Origin of the sequence: Saccharopolyspora sp. NPDC002686, from assembly GCF_040295745.1 — a bacterium.
Taxonomy (GTDB): Bacteria; Actinomycetota; Actinomycetes; order Mycobacteriales; family Pseudonocardiaceae; genus Saccharopolyspora; species Saccharopolyspora oryzae.
Window position 1 is genome coordinate 1 of the sequence record NZ_JBEOVY010000011.1, and the last position, 20318, is coordinate 20318.

The following is a 20318-nucleotide window of genomic DNA, read 5'->3' on the forward strand; positions in this document are numbered from 1 at the left end:
ATGCGCCGCTGGACCGCACCGCGCATCGCTATAGTGGCCGCAAGACCCACGTTTGAGTGGGGGAGGGATTGCGCTTTTCGGAGCGCTGGATGGCATCAGGTGACGACGGAGGAGGCGTCGCGTTCTGCATCGGCGCCTCGTGACCGGCAACTTCCGCAGTCGCCACCAGGTCGTGGAACCGGTGGTCGGCGATCCGGGCGATCTCCAAGGCCGCGGCGTGGTACTCGTAGGCGGGAGCGTTGTGCAGCCGCCGTGATCCGTGGTCCAGCACTGCTTGGAGATGTGCGTGCTCGCGCAGGCACATGACCAGTGGGAAGCCGAAGCGGTCCCGGTAGGCCCTGGTGAGTTCGTCGAGCTGTTCCTGCTCGTGCTCGACCAGGTCGGTCAGCCCGGCAACGGACTGGTCGCGGAACGACATTCCGCCGTTGTCCCCGCTGGCGGCCATCGGCCGTCCGAGGTCCGGGTAGGACGGCAGCAGCCGTCGCAGTTCGTCATCGCTGGAGTCGAAGAACCCCGCTAGAAGGGCTGTCTTGAGCTCGGCCACGTCGGCGAACGGCCGCTGCTCGCAGGCGCGGTCGATGGCCGGGGTCGGGCCTTGGAACAGCGGCGCGAAGGTGGTTCGGAACTCCTGCGCGGACATGGTGTTGATCTGGTCCAGCGTCAGCCCGAGTTCGCTCGGTGCCTCGTCGCGGGTGGCTTCGCGTCGTCTGCCGAGGTGGTGGAAGACCAGGTTCAGGACGATCGCGGTGATCGCTCCCATCGTGGTCCCGCTGCCGACGAAGATCTGCGCCCACCCCGGGACGGCTGTGGTCACCTCGGGCACCATGGTGATGTACATGGCGATCCCGAAGCTGGCGGCCACGATCATGGAGTTGCGGTGGTCGTGGAAGTCGACCCGGGACAGGATCTGAAGTCCGACCACGGCCACCATGGCGAACATGGCCAGCGAAGCGCCCCCGAGCACGGGTGCCGGGATGGCCGTGACGACGGCCGCGAACTTCGGCACCAAGCCCAGCATGATCATGAAAAACCCGGCCACGCTGATCACCCAGCGGCTCTTCACCCCGGTGAGGCGCACCAAGCCCACGTTCTCGCTGAAGCAGGTGTAGGGGAACGAGTTGAGGGTCCCGCCGATCATCGTCGAGAGCCCGTCCGCCCGCATCGCGCGGGTGATGTCGTCACCCCGCACGCGCCTGTCGACGATCTCCGAGACACCGGTCACCGCGCCGGTGGTCTCGATCGCCGTGACCACCATGACCACCATCATCGACAGGACCCCGGCCGGCGACACCATCGGGCTGCTGAAGTGGAACGGGGTCGACAATCCCACCCAGGAGGCATCTCCCACGGCGTCGAAGCTGGTATCTCCCAACGACCAGGCGACGAACGTGGCGAGCGTCAGGCCGAGCAGCACCCCCACCGTGGACAGAAATCCCCGCGACACCTTGTGCACCAGGACGATGACGGCGAACGTGCCGAGGGCGTAAGCCATGTTGCGGCCGCTACCCGGATCGAACGAGAGTCCTTCGCCTCCGGCTGCGCTCTTCGCGGCGACCGAAAGCAGGCTCAGGCCGATGATGGAGATGACCGACCCCGTCACCACCGGCGGGAAGTAACGCACCATGCGGCCGAAGACCGGTGCGATCACGAATGTGATCAGTCCGGCCACGATCACGGCGCCGTAGACCATCCGAAGCCCCTGCGCGCCGCCACCCGCACCCAGACCGATGGCGACCATCGGTGCCACCGCGACCGCCGACACGCCCTGCAGCAGCGGGAGCCGCACTCCCACCTTCCAGAAGCCCACCGACTGGATGATCGAGGCTATTCCGCAGGTCAGCAGGCACGCGTTGATGAGGTGGACGAGTTGACCGCTGTCCAGGCCCAGCGCTGAGGCCAGCAGGGTCGGGATGACGATCGCCCCACCGGCGAAGAACGCCAGCACGTGTTGGAACCCGTAGACGGTCAGCTTCGCCGCCGACGGCACCTCGTCCACGGGGTGACGGCGAGCCCGGGCGCCGGTGCTCATGACGGATGTCCCGCGGCGACGCGGAAGATCCCGGGCATCAAGGGCACGCCCGGCACCCGCTGGACTCGATCGCACCAGCGCCGCACGGCGGGGTAGTCCAGGCGGGAAACGCCACCTTCTTCGCAGAGCACGACATCTCCGAAGCAGGCGATGTCGCCGAGCGAGAACGCGCCCACCAGGAAGTCCTCGCCCTGCCGCTCCATGAACCACAAGTGGCGGTCCAGCACGCGCAACAACCGATGCGCTTCCTGCTGGGCCTGCGGAAGATCCACCGGATCACCGAATGCCTCGTGCCTCCGCGCCGCTCCCGCGGATGTGGTCAGGTCACGCGCGAACACCAGCCAGTCCAGCACGGATGCGTGTCCAGCCGGATCATCAGCACGCACGAGCCTTCCCCCGCTGTCGTAGACCCGAGCCAAGTACAGCAAGGCTGATCCGGCATGGTGCGCAACCGCCGCGGGAGCCACCCGGTCGTCGATGAGCACCAGGGCCGACCGGCCACCGTCCGGGTCGAAGCCGTACTCCTCCAGGGCCACCGACCGGAAGTCCAGTCCGAGCACACCCAGCAGCACGCGGACCTGGTAGCACTCGGCGGACGTCTCGTCGTCGTAGAGGACGATCATGGTGAACTCCTCACAGGTCCAGGGTCAGCCGATCGGTGAGCGACCGCGAAACGCACGTCATCATCGAGTCACCCGCCGCTCTCTCGTCCTCGTCGAGGTAGACGTCCTGGTGATCCGGCTGGCCGTCGATGACCGCAACCCGGCAGGTGCCGCAGGCCCCCTGCTCGCACGAGGACGGAATCGTCACACCGGCCTCGCGCACGGTCTCCAGGATGCTGCGCCCGGGCTCCACCGTCAGGTTCATGACCGACCGGGCGAGGACGATCTCGAAACGACTGCTTTCGTCGATCTCCTGGTCGTTGCGGAAGTACTCGAAGTGCACGGCTTCGCGCGGCCAGCCGGCCTGGTGAGCGACATCCCTGGCGGTGTCCAGCATCGGCGGGGGGCCGCAGACGTAGACCTGGCAGTCCTCGTGATCCGTTGCCCCGAGAAGTCGCTCCAGCTCGGCCGTCGTCTCCGCGGGATCCAGTCCGATGATGGTCCGGACATTTCCCAGGCGTGCCAGGCGATCCTTGAAGGACACGTCGGCTTCGCGCGCGGCGAAGTAGTGCAGCTCGTAGTGGAGCTCCTGGTGCTCCAACATCTGCGCCATCGCGAGCAGCGGGGTGATCCCGATTCCGCCCGCGACCAGCACCGTGCGTTCGCGGTCTCGCCGCAGCGGAAAGTTGTTGCGCGGCAAGGACACCGCGAGCACGTCACCTTCGCGCACCCGTTCGTGCAAGGATACCGATCCCCCTGCGGAGTCGGGGGTCAGCTTCACCCCGATCACGTAGTGCCCGGTCTCGCCGGGCGCGTTGACCAGCGAGTACTGGCGGACCAGACCACCGGGCAGGGCGACGTCGAGATGAGAACCCGGTTGACCGCTCGGGAGCGGACGGTCGCCCACCGGTCCGAGCTCCAGTCCGCGGACGCCGGCGCCCGCCTCCCACGTTCGGACCACCCGGACCCGAGTCGGCAGGTCGAGGTGCTCACTGCCGGCGGGCAGCGACGCCAAGTGCTTCGGGACCGGTTCGTAGCGGGGCGGCAGCGGTTCCGGAGCGGGCTCGTCGGCTTCCCGTTCCTGAGCGATCTCCCGAAGGCGTGTCAGGGCACCGTCGAAGTGCCGGAGCAGTCGCAGTCTTCCCGCCGATGCCTGGCCGGTCAGCACACCCCGGATGATCGCGCGGTCGGCATCCACGGGCTGCACCGCGAAGAAGCCGACCCCTTCCACCTCGACGATGAAGTCCCCGCATCGCCGAGCCGACGGCGGTGCGGCGTCCGGGAGCGCAGGTGGATGTTCGACGAGCAGGGCCACCACGTTCTCCGGCCGCGCCCGTACCGGCATGGGGCGGAGCACGAGACCAGCGTCGAGTTCGGGTGGCTCGTCGGTCGGCTCCGCCAACGCGGTCCACACCATCCCGCCGCTCGTGCGCACCGGATAGGTTCGATTGGTGATGGTCCGCGCGGGGGCATCGGCGGGATGCGCCGGGATGTAGGTGCAGGCCGCAGTGCGGTTGGCGTAGCGCCAGCCGTGGTACTGGCATTTCAGCTCGCGGCCGTCGTTCATCGCGACCGACAGTCGGACACCCCGGTGCAGGCACCGGTTTTCCCAGACGTTGACGTGGTCGTCGTCGGCTCGCCACACGGCCAGTTCCTGCCCGAGCAGTTGGCCTTGGAACACGTGCCGGTAAACCAGATCGCTCTCGGCGGCGATGGGGTGCCAGCTCTTCCCCGCGCGCAGCAGCAGGTCTTCACCCATCACGCGGCTCCCGGGATGACGCCGTAGCGGACACCCATCTGGCCCAGCCACCGGCGATAGGCGACGCCGGACTTGTCGGCCCGGATCGGTGTCTCCGCTCGCGGGTCGAGCGGCAGCCTGCGCGGCAACTGGTTCTCGAGGATGGGTTTGTCCTGGCCGAAGATCGATACCTGGAACCGGCGCAGGGCCCAGTCGGGCTGGCTGTCGTCCAGCAGGCACAGCCACATGTGGGCGCGGATGTGCTCCTGGTCGAGGGCCTGCACGAACAGCGCGATGACGTCGAACCGATCCGCGACCCCCGGGCTCGACTTGTACAGCACGGAGCAGTGGGGATGCGGGACCCGGAACGCGTAGTCGACCTCCGCGCCGCCCTGGCTGGACAGCGCCGCTTGTGGCTGGTAGAAAACGCAATCCGTTGCCAGGATTTCCTCGCTGGCGACGGAGACCTCCACGTTGTAGTCCTTGACCTCGGTGTGCGGCTCATCGCCCAGAACGGAGGTGTGGACGAACGGAAAGTGCCCCATGTCGAGGAAGTTCTCGATGCTCCTGGGAGCGGACGTGTGGGCCGTGATCGACGTGGCGTGCAGCAGACGTCGATCGCTCTCGTCCGCTTCCGGAATGCCGAACAGCGGGCGCGGCGTGCCCAGCGACGTCCACAGGTAGCCGTACCGCTCGGTCACCGGCAGCGTCGAAGCCGGAGGCCCTTCCGCCGAGTCGGGATCGTCGCCCCGCCGTTTCCACACGGCGAACCCGCCCTCGGGCGATCGGCTCAGCGTCAGCGGAACGCCGAGCAGCTGATCTTTCCACGTGCGGTTTTTCGGCATCGTCTCGACGGCCCCCAACGGGTGCCACAGGTCGAGCAGAGGGTCGTCCTCGCAGGGTTGGTCCAGGCGTTCGGGAGCCATGGGTGGCCTCCTTGCACAGACGGTCGGGAGGGGAGGGGTCTGGCTGGAGTCGCCATCCCGCTCCGGAGGTCGACGTCGCGACCACGGACCCGGCTCTGATCACTCCCGAACTGGTGCCAGCCAAGAAGTTAGCACCCTCCGAGCAGGAAATAAACAAACTGTTGCAGTATGTTCACGGCCCCTCAGCGCCGGAAAGCATGCAGCGGCCGTTGAACTCCGACACCTGGGACAGCGGCTGTTCAACCGCCCGATGTCTGCGTATTGCTCCCTGCGGACGGTAGTTCGGCACCGAGGCGCCGTGCGGCGTCGACCAGCGTGCTCGCCACGTAGGGAAGCTCGTCGTGGGGCAGGCGAGTGGCTGGGGCGCCGATGATCAATGCTCCGCGGGTGCGCCCGTGGATGTCGATCACGACGCCGACGACGGAGAGCTGCCGGCTGTAGGCCGCTGGTTGTAGTCAGGTACTGCTGGCCGCGGAATTCGGTGCGCCCCCAGAACAACTCGTTGGTCTCCGGGGTCAGGGGAATGCAGGCGGACACCTTGCATTCGCCTGGCCATCAGGACCTCGTAGGGTCCAGGAGCACCACCGAACGCAGGACTTCGCCGGCGCGCATCTTGTCGAATGCGGACTCGATCTGGTCCAGGGCAATGGTTTCGGTGACGAACTTGTCGAGCGGGAGCCGGCCCTGCAGGTAGAGGTCGATGCAGGTGGGGAAGTCCCGGCTGGGCAGGCAGTCGCCGTACCAGGAGGACTTCAGGGCGCCGCCGCGGCCGAAGTACTCGATCAGCGGGATTTCCGGCGCCATCAGGTCCGGGGTCGGGACTCCGACCAGGACGACCGTGCCTGCCAAGTCGCGGGCGAAGAACGCCTGCCGGTAGGTCTCCGGGCGTCCCACGGCGTCGACGACGACGTCGGCGCCGTAGCCGTCGGTGACCGAGCGGATGAACTCGACCGGGTCGGTCTCGCGGGCGTTGCAGGTGTGCGTCGCGCCGAACTCCTCGGCCCACGTCAGCTTTCGCGGGTCGGTGTCCACGGCGATGATCGTGGTCGCCCCGGCCAGCTTCGCGCCGGCGATGGCGGCGTCACCGACGCCGCCGCAGCCGATCACCGCGAGCGAGTCGCCACGGCCCACCTGCCCGGTGTTGACCGCCGCACCGAGGCCGGCCATCACGCCGCAGCCGAGCAGCCCGGCGACCTGCGCCGGGGCCTCCGGGTTCACCTTGGTGCACTGCCCGGCGGCGACCAGCGTCTTCTCCGCGAACGCGCCGATGCCCAGGGCCGGGGACAGCACGGTGCCGTCTTCCAGGGTCATGGCCTGCTCGGCGTTGCAGGTGTCGAAGCAGTACTGCGGCTTTCCCCTCCGGCACGCCCGGCAGGCGCCGCACACCGCGCGCCAGTTCAGCACCACGTAGTCGCCCGGGGACAGGTCGGCCACGCCGTCGCCGATCGATTCCACGATTCCGGCGGCTTCGTGGCCGAGCAGGAACGGGAACTCGTCGTTGATGCCGCCGTCGCGGTAGTGCAGGTCGGTGTGGCAGACCCCGCACGCCTGGATCGCGACCACGGCCTCGCCCGGACCCGGCTCCGGAACGATGATCGTCTCGACGGTCACCGGCTCGCCCTCGGCGAGCGCGACGACACCGCGGACCTTTTGTGACATGACGTCTCCTTCGGTGTGGGGAGCGTGGTTTCCGGAGCCAGGATCGAGAGGGGAAGCCCGCGTCCGCTGTCGTGGACCGGCCCGAACGGTTCTAGAGGTCGAGCACGAGGAGTTCGCCGCGCGCCCGGGACACGCACGGCAGCATGACCTCGCCGCGTTCGCGCTCGTCGTCGGAGAGGACGTCGTCGTGGTGGTCCGGCTCGCCGGAGGTCACCCGGACCAAGCAGGTGCCGCAGATACCGGCACGGCACGAGTTCTCCACGGCGACGCCTGCGTTTTCGATGATGTCGAGCAGCGACTCGTGCTCGGGCACTTCCAGGCGAAGCCCGCTGCGCTGGAGCACCACTTCGAACGCGCCGCCCTCGGTGGTGACCGGCGCTGCGGTGAACCGTTCGCGGTGCAGGGCGCCCGGAGACCAGTGCGCCGACTCCCGTTCGACGGCTGCGATCAGCGGTTCGGGACCGCAGCAGTAGATCGCGGTCCGCTCGGTCGGCGCACCGAGGGCGGCCGGGAGGTCGAGCAGCCCGAACTCGTCCTGCGGAACGACGGCGAGGTCGCCGCCGGGAACAGCGCGGAGCTCGTCGACGAAGGCCATCGAGTTCCGCGACCGGCCTCCGTACAACGCCGTCCAGGGCCGCCCCTGTGCTGCGGCGCGGCGGACCATCGGCAGGATCGGCGTGATGCCGATCCCGCCCGCGATGAAGAGGTAGCGATCGGCGTCGACGAGCGGGAAGTGGTTGCGCGGACCGCGGACAGGTAGCTTTCCCCCGGCTCGCACGAGGTCGTGCACCCGTTGCGAACCGCCGCGGCCCGCTGCCTCGCGCAGGACGGCGATCCGCCACCGTCCTGGGTCGCCGGGATCTCCGCAGAGGGAGTACTGCCGGAGGAATCCGGCTCCGAGATCGACGTCGATGTGCGCCCCGGGGGCCCACGCCGGCAGCGCAGCTCCGTCGGGGTCGACGAGCGTGATGACCACGACGTCGGTGGCGCACGGCTCCGCGGACTCGACTTCGAGGGTGGTCCAGGTGTCGGCCATGGTGCCTCTCCCGGGGTGCTTCGGACCGGCTCGGTCAGGCGCCGGCGGTGTTGACGGACTCGGGGGTGAACGTCTTCCAGGCGATGTCGCGCATGCCCCGCATCGCGCGCAGGATCTCCTCGCGGTCGTTGTCGTCCTCGACGTAGGTCGACATCATCTGGAGGCCGAGCCCGACGTGGAACTTCTCGTCGGTCTCGATCCGCTTGTAGATGCGGACGACCTCGTCGAGACCATGGCGCTCCGCGCCGCGGAAGGTCGGTTCGAAGCTGCCGGAGGCCGAGGTCTCGGACAGGTTCCACGCGGCGACCGCGGCGAGGGGGTGCCGGTCCAGGCATTCCCAGAGGAACGTGCTCCACGGCTCGGCCTCGGCGGGGACGGAGGTGGGCACGGTGCCGCCGAGGGACTCGATGGCCTTCCCGACCATGTCGTAGTGCTCGGCCTCCTGGAAGGACTGCTTGGCCAGCAGCGTGATGTGCCGGCGTTCGAACTGCATGCCGTACCGGGCGATCTCCTCGTTGAGCAGGTACACGTAGTCGATCTCCCGCCAGCAGCGGGGAGCCAGCCACGCGGCGAGCCGCGCCGGGTCCGGGTCCTCGTCGTAGGAGGCGAAGAACGCCTCGGTGGCCTTCGCGGTCGACTCGACGACCGAGTCCAGCAGTTCGTTGATCTCGTCCCGGATCGGGTCCAGTCCGTCGCCGCCCCGCACGTTCCGCACATCGACCATGTCGGCCTCCCACAGCTCGTCGATTGGATCCATGTATCCGTGGATACAATCGACAGCGGGGGTCGATGTCAAGACCCGACCTGATACGAAAGAGGACGACGACCGGGGCCGCCATGGCGGCGGTGCGGGCGTCACAGGGTGCGACGGGAATGCCGCCGGATCGCCGCCCGCCCATCCTGACCAGGGCGTTCCGCGTCGGGGTGAGAGCGGTCGCGTCCGGTCGGCCGCCCCGCGATGACGAGATGTGAGAGGCCAGATGAGCGACATGCCCTCGGGGGCGGGACTCGAGTCCCCGAGCAGCTACGCGGACCAGATCGCCCGGATACTCGAGGGCGAGATCCTGGCGGGGCGCTACGCGCGCGGCGCGCATCTCCAGCAGGACGAGGTCTGCCGGCGGTTCGGCGTCAGCCGCACACCTGCCCGCGAGGCCTTGCGCAAGTTGCAGGCGCTCAACCTGGTCGAACTCATCCCGAACCGCGGCGCCAGGGTGCGCGTGCCGACCCTTCGCGAGCTCGAGGAGGTCTACCAGGTCCGCGCCGAGCTCGAGGGATTCGCCGCCGAGCTCGCGGCCGAGGCGAAGGATCCGTCAGTCGCTCGACAGCTGGCGGAGGCGCAGAAGGCGCTGGCCGATCTCCTGCCGACAGCCGTCGCGGCACTGGACGGCTCGGGGGAGAGCGCCGCCGAGCGGCTTCGCCACTTCAACGACGCGTTCCACGGTGTCATCCACGACGCGGGCGGGAACCGGCGGCTGGGGCAGATGATCCAGGAGCTGCACCGGTACTTCCCGAAGGACACGGTGCGGCTGGCCATCCGGACGCCGGAGGCCCTGCAGGTCCTCTACCTGGATGACCACGAGGTCATCCTGGACCGGATCGTGAACGGGCGGGGGGCGCAGGCCCGCGAGGCGATGCGCGACCACATCCGGCGCTCCCAGGCGATGTTGATCGAGTACCTGCGAGATGGCGGGCTGGGAGCCTGACGCTTTTCCTGCGAACTGCGGAGTTTTCGGGTCGCCCGCCTCGGTAGCGGACCCGGTCAGGACGTAGAGCCAGGAGCTGTGGGAGCGGGAGGATTTTGGGGGAGCGTGGTGGCCTGAAGCAGGTTGGACTGCCTCGTGATGACCTCGCGACACCGCACCCGGGTGGGCGCGGAGGCGTCAGTTCGGGGCTGGAGTGGTCATGGTGCGGTAGGCCTGCCGCAGGTGTGCCTCCATCACCGCGCGTGCCGACGCCGCGTCTCGCGCTTCGATGGCTGCGACGAGATCGCGGTGTTCGCGCAGGCTGCGGAAGAGTTGTTCGTCGCTGTAGAACTGGAACGAGCCGACCATCAGCGGCGCTCGGGTGAGGTTCGCGGCAATGCTGTAGAGGCGGGGGGAGGCGGCGGACTCCAGCACCGTGGTGTGCAGTTCGTGGTTCTGCCGGGCGAGCTCATCGCGGAAGTCGCTTGCTCGCCGCCGCTCGCACTCCTCCATCGTCGCGCAGATCTCGAGCAACCGATTGAGCTGTTCGTCGCTGCGCCGCTCAGCGGCCAGCGCGGCCGCGTGCGGTTCGAGCAAGGCGCGGATGGACATCACCTCGGCGGCGTCATCACTGGTCCAGGAGGCGACGAAGGCGCCGCGATTCGCTTCGATGGTGACCAGGCCGTTCTCGGCGAGACGGCGCAGGGCGTTGCGGACGGGAGTGCGGCTGACGCCGTACTCGGTGCGCAGGTTGTCCTCGACGAGGTGCTCGCCGGGCGCCAGCCGGCCGGTTTGGATGGCCTTCTTCAGGGCGTTGTACACCTCATCGGCGGGTCGCCCCATGTGTCCTCCTCGGCTGTGCTGGCTCCTGGCGAGCCTATCTCCTTTCCTATCGCGGGTTCGGGAGTCCCAGCAGGTCGAGCGTGCTGGCGCCGGTGCGGATGTGTTCGCGGAACCTGGCTTCCTTGGCCGCGCGTGCTTCGGCGGCGGCGAGTGCGTCCGGAACCTCGTCAGCGGTCACGCGCACGAGTCCATCGGCGTCCCCGAGGATGATGTCGCCAGGCTCGATGATGGTCCCGCCTACTCGGACCGGGACGTTGACGCGCCCCTCCACGGCCTTGGTGGTGCCCTTGATGGACAGACCGCGCGCGAACACCGGGAAACCGGCGGCGATGATGTCCCGGCTGTCCCGGACCGCCCCGTCGATGACCAGCCCCGCCAGCCCGCGTTCCTGCGCGGCGCAGGTCAGCACGTCGCCCCAGGGACCGGCTTCCAGGTAGCCCTTGGCGTCGACGACCAGCACGTCGCCCGGACCGGCTTCCAGCAGCGCGACGTGGATGTACCAGTTGTCGGCCGGTGCCAGGTCGACCGTGACAGCGCGACCGACCGCGGTCGTGGCCGGGTCGAGGGGCTTGATCCCTGCGTCGAGTGCACCGCGCTGGCCGTTGGCCTCGTACACCGTCGCAGCACCGAGCTCGCCGAGCCGGTCGAGAACGTCTTGGGCGGGCCGGGTTTCGGTGGAGGGCATCAATTCTCCAAGTTCTCTAATGGTTTTCATGCTGTGGATCAACGATTCGTGGAACGCAACCAGCTGATGACCCCGTCGGTGCCGTCCTGCTCGGGGAAGGACTTGCCCGCGGCGGCGTTGGTGGCGCCGAACAACCGCTCGGTCGCGCGGGTCAGCGTGCTGGGGTATCCGATGGACTCCAGCTGCGCAGCGGCTTCGGCTACCTCGTGCTCGCGGCGTTCGGCATGCCGGGGGTGGGTGCGGATCATGGCGCGCAGCAACGGGACGAAGCCAGTCTTGTCCACATCGGACAATGAATCCCAGAGTGCCTCGGAGACCCCGAATTCCTCCGCGGCGGGTAGGCATTCCACGGCCAGGCCTTCGAGGCCCTTCATGATGACCGACCGCAGGAGTTTGACTCGCATCGCATCACCCGGGCGTGCGCCACTCAGCACCGTCAGCGGCGCCCCGAGCTGCTGCAGCATCTCGATGAGCGTTGGAGCGTCCGGGCCCGCGTACAGCAGTGGCGTGGCGGATCCGGTCAACGCCACGGAGCCGGTGATCGCCACGTCGACGTAGGTGAGTTGGCTGCCGCGGCAGCGGGCGTCCGCCTGCTGCTTGGCCTCGGCAGTTGCTGTGCTCAGGTCTGCGACGACGATTCCCGTCGGCAGATGAGGCAGCAGCGCATCGAGCACCTGCTCCAGCGCACCGCCCGGCGTCGCGAGCAGCACCACGTCGGCCGCCATCAGGGCCCGGCCGGGTTCGTGATGGACAGCGATGCCCGCGCTCTCGGCGAGCGCGAGTGCGCCCGCGCTCGGGGTGGGATCCAGCAGGTGCAGCTTCGGGGCGGGATCGAGTTTTCGAAGCCCCTCGGCGTAGGCGACACCCACTTCGCCGCAACCGACGATCAAGACCTCTTGCATGGGGCACTGCTCCTGGAGTCCGGCGTCAACAATGACTAGGGACTGGACAGTACCATTTACGAACAATCAGGCAAGATTTTCTGGAACTCAGGTAGTGACAGGGATCAGTTGTACTTCTATCGTTCTCTGGCATGTCACCGACGACACGGCGCACGCTGGACGGAGCTCAGCGGCGGAGAGCGGAGAAGCCGATGCGACTGACAAGGCCGCGCCAGCATGATCCTGGCCAGACCGAGGGCGCGAGTTCGGTCGGCGCAGCCGGGGTCGCCAAAGCGGTCGGCAGCCTGAAGGGGAGCGATGTGGCGGGAACGGTTGTCCTGCCGGATCACACCACCGTTCTCTCCGGGGGCGCGCGATGACCGGAGTATGGGCGCTCGCGGCATTCGTCGGCGTCATCATCACCTGGAATGCCGCATTCAAGCGCAACATCGGTGAGGCCATGATCCTCGGCTTCCTCGCAGTCTGCGCGTTTGCGCTTGTGGGTGGGGTCTCCGACGGCGGCTCTCCGCTGTCAGCGATCGGCAGCGCGGTGCTGGATGCCATGCAGGAAGAGGTCACCTTCGCGGGACTGGCCTTCGTCTTCATGAGCTATCTGCTGACGAGGACGCCGGTCTTGGACAAGCTGATCGACCTCCTGAATTCCATGCTCGGCCGGCTTCGCGGAGGACCGGTCTACACCGCCACCGTCGCCGGTGGGATCTTCGGAGCGATTGCCCACGTAGGGGCCGCGGGTCACCGCGGCTGTCGGTTCGGTCACGGTGCCGTGGATGAAGCGCTCCGGTGTCAAACCGGAACTGGCCGCCACGGTCGTGGCAGGCGGCGCGGGCATGGGCGTGACGTTCCCGTTCTCTTCGACGATGTTCATCCTGGTCGGCGGGCTCGCCGCGCAGGGCATCATGCAACCTGACGAGATCATCAAACCCCTGGCCCTGGCCGGGCTGTGGTGCCTGGTCTATCGCCTGGTCCTGGTGTTCTTCCTGGTTCGCCGCAACGACATCCAGGCTGTTTCGGCGGCAGACCGGATGCCTTTCGGGCGCAGTCTGCGCACCGGCTGGACGTCGCTGCTGCTCTTTGTCCCGATTCTGATCCCGCTCATGCTGACCCGCGGTCCGATCGCCGACGCACTCGGTACCTACACCAGCGTGTCCCACGACCTCAAAGAACCCGTCGAGCTCGCCGACGGAACACTGCTGGCCGCCCAGCCGTACACCATGCCCGATGTGATCAGCTTGATCACCTGGATCCCCGTGCTCATGATCGCCCTCGTGCTCATCCTGGGCCGCAAGCACCTGCCGCGCAGCGCATCGGACTGGTGGTCCACAGTGGCCAAGGCGGCTCCGTCCTTTGGCGTCATCGGCATCACGATCGTTGCGGCGTTCTCCGCCTCGAACCTGCTCGCCGACCTCGGCCTGGCCGAGCAGCTCAAGGCGGTCCTGTCCGGCTTGGACGCATCCGCTTGGGTCATGGCCATCGCCATCGGCGTCATCATCGTGGCCATCGCCATCCCGCTCACCGCCAGCGCCACCATGGCGGCCATCGGCCCGGTCGCGGTCGCAGCACTCGTCGGAGCAGGTATCCCCGCTCCCATCGCCGCAGCCGCGGTACTCATCTTCGCCTCCACCGAAGGCGCCTCACCGCCGTCCGGCGCCCCCATCTACGTCGCTGCCGGCATCGCGCGCGTCGACCCGGTCAAGACGTTCCTGCCGCTGGTGTCCTACTACTGCCTGCCGATCCTCGGCATGGGCGTGCTGATCGCCATCGGCGCGCTACCCGTGTGACCTTGGACCAAGGGAGTCCTGATGAGTTCGACGACGAACGCACCGGCACCAACAACATCCCGCCCGACACGCATCGCGACCTTCCTGTTCGTAGTCGCCGTGGTGTTCTTCCTAATCGCCGGACTTGCCATCGTGACCGGCCAGATCGCCGCCCTCGTTGCTGGAGACGCCACGGGTGCCCGCAACTGGGCAGACGCGCTCGGCCCATACGCTTTCGGCGGTGCCTCAATCTCCGGCCTGTTGTCCTTCGCGCTTTCCTACCGCACAAAGCAAAACGAAGGGGCGGAAGACGACACCGACGGTGAGTGACTACCTCGCAAGAAAGCGAGCCCAGACCGAAGCCGAGTGGGCCAGGGGCGCCCCGTGAGTCTGGCGATGCCAAGGGCGGGGATCAGACATTCCTCGAGCAGGTCACACATCACTTCCGATAGCGACTCTGGGACGCCTTCGCCGCGGTTGAGTCCTTCCGCCCTGGACGAACCTCGTGCTGGGTTTACGTCTCAGCAGGCCGATCCTGCGGCATCTGGTCAGGTCATGGCAGGGCCAACATCGCGGCGTCCACTGTAGCCGGATGTGGTGGGTCGTTTCACTCGGGGAATTGTGTGGTCAAGCAGAACGGATGGCCGGCGGGGTCCAGCAGAACTCGCCACCGGTCGAGCGCGGGCTGCACGTCCGCTCGTCGTGCTCCGAGCCGGAGAGCCTGCTCCTCCGCCGCCTCCAGATCGCATACCTCGATATCGAGATGCATCTGCTTCGGAGTTGATCCATCCGGCCAGGACGGCGCGCGGTAGTCGACTACCCGGTGAACATTCAGGCGGATGGGACCAGCGACGATGGAGATGAAGTCGTTGCTGGAGAACGAGATCTGGCCGCCGAGCAGCTCACTCCAGAATGTCGCGAGAACTATCGGCGCGTCGGTGTCGAGCGCGACTGCTCCGAGGCGAACCATTGGCACGGCGCGAATCTACCGAAGACCACCGCTCCCGAGCCATCCCCGACAGGCAGGCTCGGTGGGTGTGTATCCGCACCTCGCCCCACCAGCGGAGGCGGATGTCGCGCCGCCAGCAGAACAGCTTGCCGTCCACCACCGCGCTGAGATCCCGAGTAGGAAGGTTGTCCCTCGGGTTACGCTGAGGCGATGCGCGGCTCTGTGACGGTACACATCAATGCCCCAGCGGACAGAGTTTGGCTACTCATCAGCGATGTAACTCAGATCGGCCGGTTCAGCCCTGAGACATTCGAAGCCGAATGGCTCGACGGCGCAACCGGTGCGACCGCAGGAGCTCGATTCCGAGGTCACGTCAAGCGCAACGAGAAGGGACCGGTGTACTGGACGGAGTGCACGGTCGTGGCCTGCGAGCCGATGCGCAAGTTTGCTTTCGAGGTGAGTTCGCGTCCATTTGGCTTACCGATCGCTCCGCGCAACACGGTCCAGCTCACGTGGTCGTACGTGCTGGAGGAGGCGGGCGGCGGCACGGCTGTGACCGAATCCTTCGAGCTGACCAGGACGTTGCCGATGCGCCTGTACTGGGCATTGCTCGGCTGGATCCGCGGCCCCCGCATCGAGAGGGACATGCGTCGAACGTTGCAGGCGATCAAGACCGTGGTCGAGAGCTGAGCCCAGTGAGCTCGACCGTTCTGCTGCCTGCAGGTGCGGCGATCATGACGCGCCCAGGTTGGGCAGCCGCGAGATGCATCGAGCGTTTTACAGAATGCCATCCCCGTTGTAGATTGGTTCGTGGCCAGCAAGTCCGGGGAAACGTTCGCTGGGAGGGGAGTCGTCATGATCCGCATCGGCATTGTTGTCGGTAGCACCAGGTCTGTCCGCCGCACGGAGGTCGCGGCACGTTGGGTGGCCGAGGTCGCGAATCGGCATCCTGCTGTTGTTGCCGGTCATGCGACGTTCGAGGTGGTCGACCTTGCCGAGCATGGCTTGCCGCTGCTGGACGAGGATCTCCCTGCGTTGTTTGGTGCATACCGCAATACGCACACCAAGCGGTGGGCGGCCGTAGTGGGTTCGTTCGACGGGTTCGTGTTCGTCACGCCGGAGTACAACCACTCGATGCCTGCGGCGCTGAAGAATGCGATTGACTACCTGTTCGCGGAGTGGAACGACAAGGCGGCAGGTTTCGTGAGCCATGGTGTGCACGGAGGTGTTCGCGCGGTGGAACACCTCCGGCTGGCGCTGGCCGAGGTGAAGGTGGCCACCGTGCGGAGCCAGGTTGCACTGTCGGCGTTCACCGATTTTGTGATCACCGATCCTGTGCAACCGGGCGAATGCTTGCCGGGAGAGCACCAGGAGTCAACGCTGAACGAGATGCTCGATGAGCTCGTGGCATGGTCCCGAGCGCTGAAAGCAGTTCGCGAGAGCAGCCTGCAGTCGGTTTGATGGCCGCAAGGTCAAGCAATGTCCACTGTAGATAAGGTGAATCGTTCAGGCGACTGGCCATCTGAGCGGCCCCGACCGAGCTTCGCAGCCGTTAGCGTGCGTGGCCGTAGAGGAACGTGTGCACCCCTGCAGTGACTGTCTCGGTGAGTTCCTCGTCGGTCGACGCCGCCCTTTGGTCGGGTGTGGTGCTGGCTGAGATCAGCAGCATGAGCTGCAGCGCGGCTTGTTCCGGGTTGTCGAGGCGCAGCAGTCCTTGCTCGGCCACTTTGGACAGTCGTTCGGCGAGTGCGCGGCGGACGCGTAGAGGTCCGGCCTCCTGCCACGCTTCGATAGCTTCCTGCGGGATGTGCCCGGCCTCGGCGTTGACCTGGCGCACCAGGGCGAAGTGGTCGGCATACTCCGCCGCGATCGGTTTCGCGAAGGCCAGGCCGAACTCGACGAGGTCCGGTTCCAGATCGCTGACCCGGTGCAGGTAGCGCTCGATGATTGCGATCTGTGCCTCAGCGAATCTCGTTGCGCTTTCTCGGATGACCGTGCGGAACAGCTCTGCCTTGTCGGTGAAATGGTTATAGACAGTGCGCGTCGACACTCCGGCTTCGGCTGAGATGGCATCCATGCTCGCGCGCGTGTAGCCGTCCCTGGCGAACATGGTGAGGGCACCGGCGATGATCGCGCGACGTTTGTCCGCGAGACCGCCACGGGGTCGCGGGCTCGCCGCGTTTTTCCTGGTCATCATGGGCCATTCTGAACGATTTGCATTAGCCGGTTTACAACTTGCCGTGTGCGTTATACCTTACCAGTCGCGCTGTTGTGCCCCAACCAAGACGGCGCGGAGGACGAATGATGTGCATCGTCATCCGGAACCTCGGCCCGTTCGTCGCGCAAAGTGAGCAATGCTGTTCGAAGCCAGGAAATCGGGGCGGCCGCTGAAGCGCTCTCAGATGCTCATCAAGGGGACTTGGGTATTGGGGGCGCACCGAGGGGTCGAGCGTGAGGAAGGCGTATGACGAAGCGTGGCACGGCGTGCGGGGCGAGTGAGGCGCCCGCTACGCATGTCGCCGTACCTGCTGCGGCCACCTGGGGATTGCTGGTCGCCTTCGCTGCGCATGATGCGGAGGAACTGGCAACTATGCCCCGGTACGCCGCCAAGCAGTGCGACAGGCTGCAGGCGAGCTTTCCTGGGATGTCGCCGAGGGTGTTGTCATTGCTGCGGTTCGATCGCACTCACGCGGCGACTGCGATCGGCTTGATGGGAGGCCTGATCGCCGCCGCGGCAGCTGCGGGGGCCGGGTCCGAAGGTCGCTCCGCCTTCTATCAGACCGCGCTCGCCGGGTTCGGGTTGCACGCCGTGACCCATGTAGGGCAATCCGCCGTGATGCGCGAGTACACCCCGGGTGTGGTCACCGCGTCGCTCGTCGTCGCTCCGTTCTCCGCCTGGGCATGGTGGCGCCTGAAGCGGGCCGGGGTGGTGCAGCAGCTGAACAGCACAGCTGCCACCGCTGCCGCTTTCCCCGCCGCACTGTTGGGTGTCCACTGTGGTGCGTACGTTCTGCGGAAGCTGGCGCGGGGCGCGATGAAACGACGGCGATAACCAGCGGAACCAGGATGATTGCCTTGGCCGGCCGCCTTGTTGTGAGACTGCCGGTGGCCTTCGTTGTTCACGCCGCCTTTGCCCTACGTGCGGCTTCCGAGCAGTAAAGGGCGCGGAGCGTTAGGGCGCCCCTCCAGTCGGACGATTGCGACACCAGTACAACGAACGTGGCAATTGGTGCAACGATGGTGTTACCATCACGCTTGTGGTCAACCCCAACGAGAAACCGCACGGTGACTCGACGTGAACCTGGCCGACATGGCTTTTTGCTGGGTTTGCCGTGACCTCATTGCTGAGGTCGAACCGGCGTTGTTCGGTGACGTGTTGAGAGGGAGGGTTAGTGGTGCGAGAACGAGTCCCTCGTGTACCAATCGGCGGATGGTCTTACCTGCCACTGATCATTGGTTTGGTCATCGGTGTAACCGTGGCGACGATGGTCGATCAGTGGTGGTGGGCGACAGTCGGAACCGTGATCGGGGGAGTGGTCGGAGCTGTCGTTTCCGGCAAGTCGAGGAAAAACCGATCACGCGACGAGACTCGTTCCTCTAAGCCGTAACCCGATGCCGCAGCCGCCAGGACTCGGTCAACACGCATTGGAGTCTGGTCCAGAAAAGAAAGAACGGAGCGGTGTCGATGATTGATCCGACGGTCCACATCCGGCTAGCCAGGCCGTGCAGTGATCTAGCCGCGGCAGAGCGGTTCTACGTCGCAGGCCTCGGGCTCAACGTGCTCTACCGGGTCAACGCGAGTCCTGGCGAGCACGACCTGATCATGCTGGGCTGGCCAGAAGCTTCATGGCATCTCGAGCTGGTCGGCGGAGCCAACCAGCAGGTCGCCCCGAAACCGACCGCGGAAGACTTGCTCGTGCTCTACCTGGACAGTCCCATCGATGACTCGCTGATCGCGAGACTGGAGAACGCCGGCGGCAAGAGGGTGGCCCAGAACGACTACTGGGACCGCTGGGGCGTGACCGTGGCCGACCCGGACGGATACCGCGTCGTCCTGTCCATTCGCTCCTGGTCCAATGCCATCCCTGCAGCCACACCCGCAATCTGACTTTCTCCTGTGGCGGACGATGGCCGCGCTGGTTGCTCTGGCGTCGCCCAGCGCCGCATTACCCACCGTCACATCGACATTGACAGTCTTGGAGTTGCGCGCGGAACGCCGGTGCAGAACCGAAGGCATCGACAAAATGCCGCTGCGGTAGGGAAAACCCCTTTCCAGCTACTGACCAGCTATGCACAACGCACCGTGACAACGTCGCTGACCACGCGCAGCGCTAAAAGGTGATTGCCTTCGAGCAAGGTTGATGTTTGAGGATGTGGCCATGATCCTGCTCGATGACGATGTCGTCCGCCGCGCGTCCGCCGCGGTGGTGGTAGAGGTGATGCGTGAGGCGCTGCGTGAGCATGCCGCTCGCCGGTTGGCCGCCCCGCCGCGGGTGCGCTGTCCGCTGGACAGCCTGGACTACGTGTTCACTGCCGGTGGACTGGCCGAAGGGGTGAGTGGGTTTCGTGCTTACCGGGCCGGACGCCCTGCGGGCGATCAGCTCGTTGCTGTCTGGGACGCCCACGGGATTCTGACTGGCGTGGTCGTTGGCGACGAGCTCGGCGCGCGCCGCACTGGGGCGCTGGGCGCGGTGGCCGCTGACGTGTTGGCACGCCAGGACTCGCGCGTTGCCGCCATCATCGGCACCGGCCATCAGGCATGGACGCAGTTGTGGGCGCTACGAGCGGTGCGCCCACTGCGGGAGATCCGGGTGTACAGCCGCGATCCTCGTCGGCGGGATGCATTCGCCGCCCGGGCTGCCACCGAACTCAGCCTGCCCGCCTCCTCGGCGGCCTGCGCGGCGGACGCCGTCCAGGGTGCGGATATCGTCGTTCTCGCCACCAACGCGAAGGCCCCCGTCCTCGACGCAGCCGATATCGCCCCCGGCACGCACGTGACCACGGTCGGTCCCAAGACCCGCGACAGCCACGAGACACCCCTGGAGCTGGTCGGCACGTGCGGGTTGATCACCTGCGACTCACCCGAGCAGGCCCGCGACTATCAAGGCCAGTTTTTCACCGGCAGCGCCACGCTGGTCAGTCTGGCCGACGTGATCGCTGGCCGGGTCCCAGGGCGGTCCCACGATGACGAGATCACCCTGCACTGCTCGGTCGGACTAGCCGGCACCGAAGTGCTGTTGGCCGACCACCTCCTACGCGCGCACGCATCCCGATCGCAAGGGCTCGGCGAAGTCGTTCGCCGGTGACCGCGACCTCGGCGACCGCCGGGTGCTCCAGCAGGCGGTTCTCGATCTCGCCCGTGCCTTTCTTGCAGCCGCCGCTCTTGATGATGCCGGTGGCCTTGCGCCCTGCTTGCCTCCCGGCTCGCCGAGCCGCGAGCGGCCCCGGAGAAGGAGCGTGCGGCATTCGCTAGAGTGTGCGCTATACGCACGCTGTGTTGGGAGGTGTGC

The 20318-nt window shown here is 66.9% G+C and carries 22 protein-coding genes and 1 pseudogene; 10 read left to right on the plus strand and 13 right to left on the minus strand.

Annotation, left to right across the window (positions count from 1 at the left end):
- Window positions 1–28: 28 nt before the first annotated feature.
- The 7 genes from ABTZ89_RS02870 to ABTZ89_RS02900 form a co-directional block, all read right to left on the minus strand.
- Entirely contained in the window at window positions 29–2029 is a 2001-nt protein-coding gene (locus tag ABTZ89_RS02870; protein WP_351039353.1) for a solute carrier family 23 protein, read from the minus strand.
- On the minus strand, window positions 2026–2652 hold the full coding sequence (locus tag ABTZ89_RS02875; RefSeq protein ID WP_351039356.1) for a glutathione S-transferase family protein: 627 nt from the start codon (window positions 2650–2652) through the stop codon (window positions 2026–2028). The genes ABTZ89_RS02870 and ABTZ89_RS02875 overlap by 4 nt, the downstream gene beginning before the upstream one ends.
- A gap of 10 nt (window positions 2653–2662) precedes the next feature.
- Window positions 2663–4390, minus strand: a complete 1728-nt coding sequence (locus ABTZ89_RS02880; RefSeq protein ID WP_351039359.1) for a Rieske 2Fe-2S domain-containing protein — start codon at window positions 4388–4390, stop codon at window positions 2663–2665.
- Entirely contained in the window at window positions 4390–5295 is a 906-nt protein-coding gene (locus tag ABTZ89_RS02885) for an aromatic ring-hydroxylating dioxygenase subunit alpha (protein ID WP_351039362.1), read from the minus strand. Before ABTZ89_RS02885 ends, ABTZ89_RS02880 begins: the two co-directional genes overlap by 1 nt.
- A gap of 555 nt (window positions 5296–5850) precedes the next feature.
- Entirely contained in the window at window positions 5851–6954 is a 1104-nt protein-coding gene (locus ABTZ89_RS02890) for an S-(hydroxymethyl)mycothiol dehydrogenase (RefSeq protein WP_351039365.1), read from the minus strand.
- Between the two features lie 91 nt (window positions 6955–7045).
- The gene (locus ABTZ89_RS02895; protein WP_270948677.1) at window positions 7046–7990 is read right to left on the minus strand and encodes a PDR/VanB family oxidoreductase; all 945 of its coding nucleotides are present in this window, start codon (window positions 7988–7990) and stop codon (window positions 7046–7048) included.
- A gap of 34 nt (window positions 7991–8024) precedes the next feature.
- On the minus strand, window positions 8025–8747 hold the full coding sequence (locus ABTZ89_RS02900; protein WP_351039369.1) for a hypothetical protein: 723 nt from the start codon (window positions 8745–8747) through the stop codon (window positions 8025–8027).
- Between the two features lie 223 nt (window positions 8748–8970).
- Here ABTZ89_RS02900 and ABTZ89_RS02905 point away from each other — a divergent pair, with 223 nt between their 5' ends.
- On the plus strand, window positions 8971–9693 hold the full coding sequence (locus ABTZ89_RS02905) for a GntR family transcriptional regulator (RefSeq protein WP_270948679.1): 723 nt from the start codon (window positions 8971–8973) through the stop codon (window positions 9691–9693).
- Between the two features lie 177 nt (window positions 9694–9870).
- Here ABTZ89_RS02905 and ABTZ89_RS02910 read toward each other — a convergent pair whose 3' ends face one another.
- The 3 genes from ABTZ89_RS02910 to ABTZ89_RS02920 are packed head-to-tail and all read right to left on the minus strand — an operon-like array spanning window position 9871 to window position 12102.
- Complete coding sequence (locus ABTZ89_RS02910; RefSeq protein ID WP_270948680.1) at window positions 9871–10515, minus strand: GntR family transcriptional regulator; 645 nt, start codon at window positions 10513–10515, stop codon at window positions 9871–9873.
- 46 nt (window positions 10516–10561) lie between these two features.
- On the minus strand, window positions 10562–11200 hold the full coding sequence (locus ABTZ89_RS02915) for a 4-carboxy-4-hydroxy-2-oxoadipate aldolase/oxaloacetate decarboxylase (protein WP_351039373.1): 639 nt from the start codon (window positions 11198–11200) through the stop codon (window positions 10562–10564).
- A gap of 38 nt (window positions 11201–11238) precedes the next feature.
- A complete protein-coding gene (locus ABTZ89_RS02920) occupies window positions 11239–12102 on the minus strand; it encodes a DUF1932 domain-containing protein (protein WP_351039376.1) in 864 nt (287 codons plus the stop codon).
- A 355-nt stretch (window positions 12103–12457) separates the two neighbouring features.
- Here ABTZ89_RS02920 and ABTZ89_RS02925 point away from each other — a divergent pair, with 355 nt between their 5' ends.
- Genes ABTZ89_RS02925 through ABTZ89_RS02935 form a run of 3 tightly spaced genes read left to right on the plus strand, consistent with a single transcriptional unit; the run spans window position 12458 to window position 14189 of the window.
- Window positions 12458–13009, plus strand: a complete 552-nt coding sequence (locus ABTZ89_RS02925) for a TRAP transporter large permease subunit (RefSeq protein ID WP_351039379.1) — start codon at window positions 12458–12460, stop codon at window positions 13007–13009.
- Window positions 12897–13880 carry a TRAP transporter large permease subunit gene (locus tag ABTZ89_RS02930; RefSeq protein ID WP_351039450.1) on the plus strand — a complete coding sequence of 328 codons (984 nt, stop codon included), beginning with the start codon at window positions 12897–12899 and terminating at the stop codon, window positions 13878–13880. The genes ABTZ89_RS02925 and ABTZ89_RS02930 overlap by 113 nt, the downstream gene beginning before the upstream one ends.
- A gap of 21 nt (window positions 13881–13901) precedes the next feature.
- The gene (locus ABTZ89_RS02935; RefSeq protein WP_351039382.1) at window positions 13902–14189 is read left to right on the plus strand and encodes a hypothetical protein; all 288 of its coding nucleotides are present in this window, start codon (window positions 13902–13904) and stop codon (window positions 14187–14189) included.
- A 277-nt stretch (window positions 14190–14466) separates the two neighbouring features.
- Here ABTZ89_RS02935 and ABTZ89_RS02940 read toward each other — a convergent pair whose 3' ends face one another.
- Window positions 14467–14829 (minus strand): VOC family protein, encoded by a 363-nt coding sequence (locus tag ABTZ89_RS02940; RefSeq protein WP_270948784.1) that lies wholly within the window; start codon window positions 14827–14829, stop codon window positions 14467–14469.
- 189 nt (window positions 14830–15018) lie between these two features.
- Here ABTZ89_RS02940 and ABTZ89_RS02945 point away from each other — a divergent pair, with 189 nt between their 5' ends.
- Complete coding sequence (locus tag ABTZ89_RS02945) at window positions 15019–15498, plus strand: SRPBCC family protein (RefSeq protein ID WP_351039385.1); 480 nt, start codon at window positions 15019–15021, stop codon at window positions 15496–15498.
- Between the two features lie 165 nt (window positions 15499–15663).
- A complete protein-coding gene (locus ABTZ89_RS02950) occupies window positions 15664–16269 on the plus strand; it encodes an NADPH-dependent FMN reductase (protein WP_351039388.1) in 606 nt (201 codons plus the stop codon).
- A gap of 91 nt (window positions 16270–16360) precedes the next feature.
- Here the strand turns inward: ABTZ89_RS02950 and ABTZ89_RS02955 are convergent, their stop codons facing one another.
- Window positions 16361–17005, minus strand: a complete 645-nt coding sequence (locus ABTZ89_RS02955) for a TetR/AcrR family transcriptional regulator (protein ID WP_270948687.1) — start codon at window positions 17003–17005, stop codon at window positions 16361–16363.
- Between the two features lie 267 nt (window positions 17006–17272).
- Here ABTZ89_RS02955 and ABTZ89_RS02960 point away from each other — a divergent pair, with 267 nt between their 5' ends.
- The 4 genes from ABTZ89_RS02960 (at window position 17273) to ABTZ89_RS02970 (ending at window position 20114) form a co-directional block, all read left to right on the plus strand.
- Window positions 17273–17860 carry an HXXEE domain-containing protein gene (locus ABTZ89_RS02960; RefSeq protein ID WP_351039391.1) on the plus strand — a complete coding sequence of 196 codons (588 nt, stop codon included), beginning with the start codon at window positions 17273–17275 and terminating at the stop codon, window positions 17858–17860.
- Between the two features lie 343 nt (window positions 17861–18203).
- Window positions 18204–18416 carry a glycine zipper 2TM domain-containing protein gene (locus ABTZ89_RS38900; RefSeq protein WP_502949506.1) on the plus strand — a complete coding sequence of 71 codons (213 nt, stop codon included), beginning with the start codon at window positions 18204–18206 and terminating at the stop codon, window positions 18414–18416.
- A gap of 77 nt (window positions 18417–18493) precedes the next feature.
- Complete coding sequence (locus ABTZ89_RS02965; protein ID WP_351039394.1) at window positions 18494–18916, plus strand: VOC family protein; 423 nt, start codon at window positions 18494–18496, stop codon at window positions 18914–18916.
- A gap of 331 nt (window positions 18917–19247) precedes the next feature.
- The gene (locus ABTZ89_RS02970) at window positions 19248–20114 is read left to right on the plus strand and encodes an ornithine cyclodeaminase family protein (RefSeq protein ID WP_351039454.1); all 867 of its coding nucleotides are present in this window, start codon (window positions 19248–19250) and stop codon (window positions 20112–20114) included.
- On the opposite strand, the pseudogene ABTZ89_RS38905 reads toward ABTZ89_RS02970, so the two are convergent.
- Window positions 20104–20253 (minus strand): annotated as a pseudogene (locus ABTZ89_RS38905) (acyl-CoA synthetase); the annotation flags it as partial. The gene ABTZ89_RS02970 and the pseudogene ABTZ89_RS38905 overlap by 11 nt on opposite strands.
- Between the last annotated feature and the right edge of the window lie 65 nt (window positions 20254–20318).

Bases quoted from the DNA above. Each gene is read 5' to 3' on its own strand.
- ABTZ89_RS02935 (WP_351039382.1), top strand. From the start codon at position 13,902: ATGAGTTCGACGACGAACGCACCGGCACCAACAACATCCCGCCCGACA.
- ABTZ89_RS02955 (WP_270948687.1), bottom strand. From the start codon at position 17,005: ATGATGACCAGGAAAAACGCGGCGAGCCCGCGACCCCGTGGCGGTCTC.
- ABTZ89_RS02910 (WP_270948680.1), bottom strand. From the start codon at position 10,515: ATGGGGCGACCCGCCGATGAGGTGTACAACGCCCTGAAGAAGGCCATC.
- ABTZ89_RS02915 (WP_351039373.1), bottom strand. From the start codon at position 11,200: ATGCCCTCCACCGAAACCCGGCCCGCCCAAGACGTTCTCGACCGGCTC.
- ABTZ89_RS02920 (WP_351039376.1), bottom strand. From the start codon at position 12,102: ATGCAAGAGGTCTTGATCGTCGGTTGCGGCGAAGTGGGTGTCGCCTAC.
- ABTZ89_RS02885 (WP_351039362.1), bottom strand. From the start codon at position 5,295: ATGGCTCCCGAACGCCTGGACCAACCCTGCGAGGACGACCCTCTGCTC.
- ABTZ89_RS02940 (WP_270948784.1), bottom strand. From the start codon at position 14,829: ATGGTTCGCCTCGGAGCAGTCGCGCTCGACACCGACGCGCCGATAGTT.
- ABTZ89_RS02870 (WP_351039353.1), bottom strand. From the start codon at position 2,029: ATGAGCACCGGCGCCCGGGCTCGCCGTCACCCCGTGGACGAGGTGCCG.
- ABTZ89_RS02900 (WP_351039369.1), bottom strand. From the start codon at position 8,747: ATGGATCCAATCGACGAGCTGTGGGAGGCCGACATGGTCGATGTGCGG.
- ABTZ89_RS02945 (WP_351039385.1), top strand. From the start codon at position 15,019: ATGCGCGGCTCTGTGACGGTACACATCAATGCCCCAGCGGACAGAGTT.
- ABTZ89_RS02895 (WP_270948677.1), bottom strand. From the start codon at position 7,990: ATGGCCGACACCTGGACCACCCTCGAAGTCGAGTCCGCGGAGCCGTGC.
- ABTZ89_RS02925 (WP_351039379.1), top strand. From the start codon at position 12,458: ATGACCGGAGTATGGGCGCTCGCGGCATTCGTCGGCGTCATCATCACC.
- ABTZ89_RS02950 (WP_351039388.1), top strand. From the start codon at position 15,664: ATGATCCGCATCGGCATTGTTGTCGGTAGCACCAGGTCTGTCCGCCGC.
- ABTZ89_RS02960 (WP_351039391.1), top strand. From the start codon at position 17,273: ATGACGAAGCGTGGCACGGCGTGCGGGGCGAGTGAGGCGCCCGCTACG.
- ABTZ89_RS02970 (WP_351039454.1), top strand. From the start codon at position 19,248: ATGCGTGAGGCGCTGCGTGAGCATGCCGCTCGCCGGTTGGCCGCCCCG.
- ABTZ89_RS02965 (WP_351039394.1), top strand. From the start codon at position 18,494: ATGATTGATCCGACGGTCCACATCCGGCTAGCCAGGCCGTGCAGTGAT.
- ABTZ89_RS02880 (WP_351039359.1), bottom strand. From the start codon at position 4,390: ATGGGTGAAGACCTGCTGCTGCGCGCGGGGAAGAGCTGGCACCCCATC.
- ABTZ89_RS02905 (WP_270948679.1), top strand. From the start codon at position 8,971: ATGAGCGACATGCCCTCGGGGGCGGGACTCGAGTCCCCGAGCAGCTAC.
- ABTZ89_RS02890 (WP_351039365.1), bottom strand. From the start codon at position 6,954: ATGTCACAAAAGGTCCGCGGTGTCGTCGCGCTCGCCGAGGGCGAGCCG.
- ABTZ89_RS02875 (WP_351039356.1), bottom strand. From the start codon at position 2,652: ATGATCGTCCTCTACGACGACGAGACGTCCGCCGAGTGCTACCAGGTC.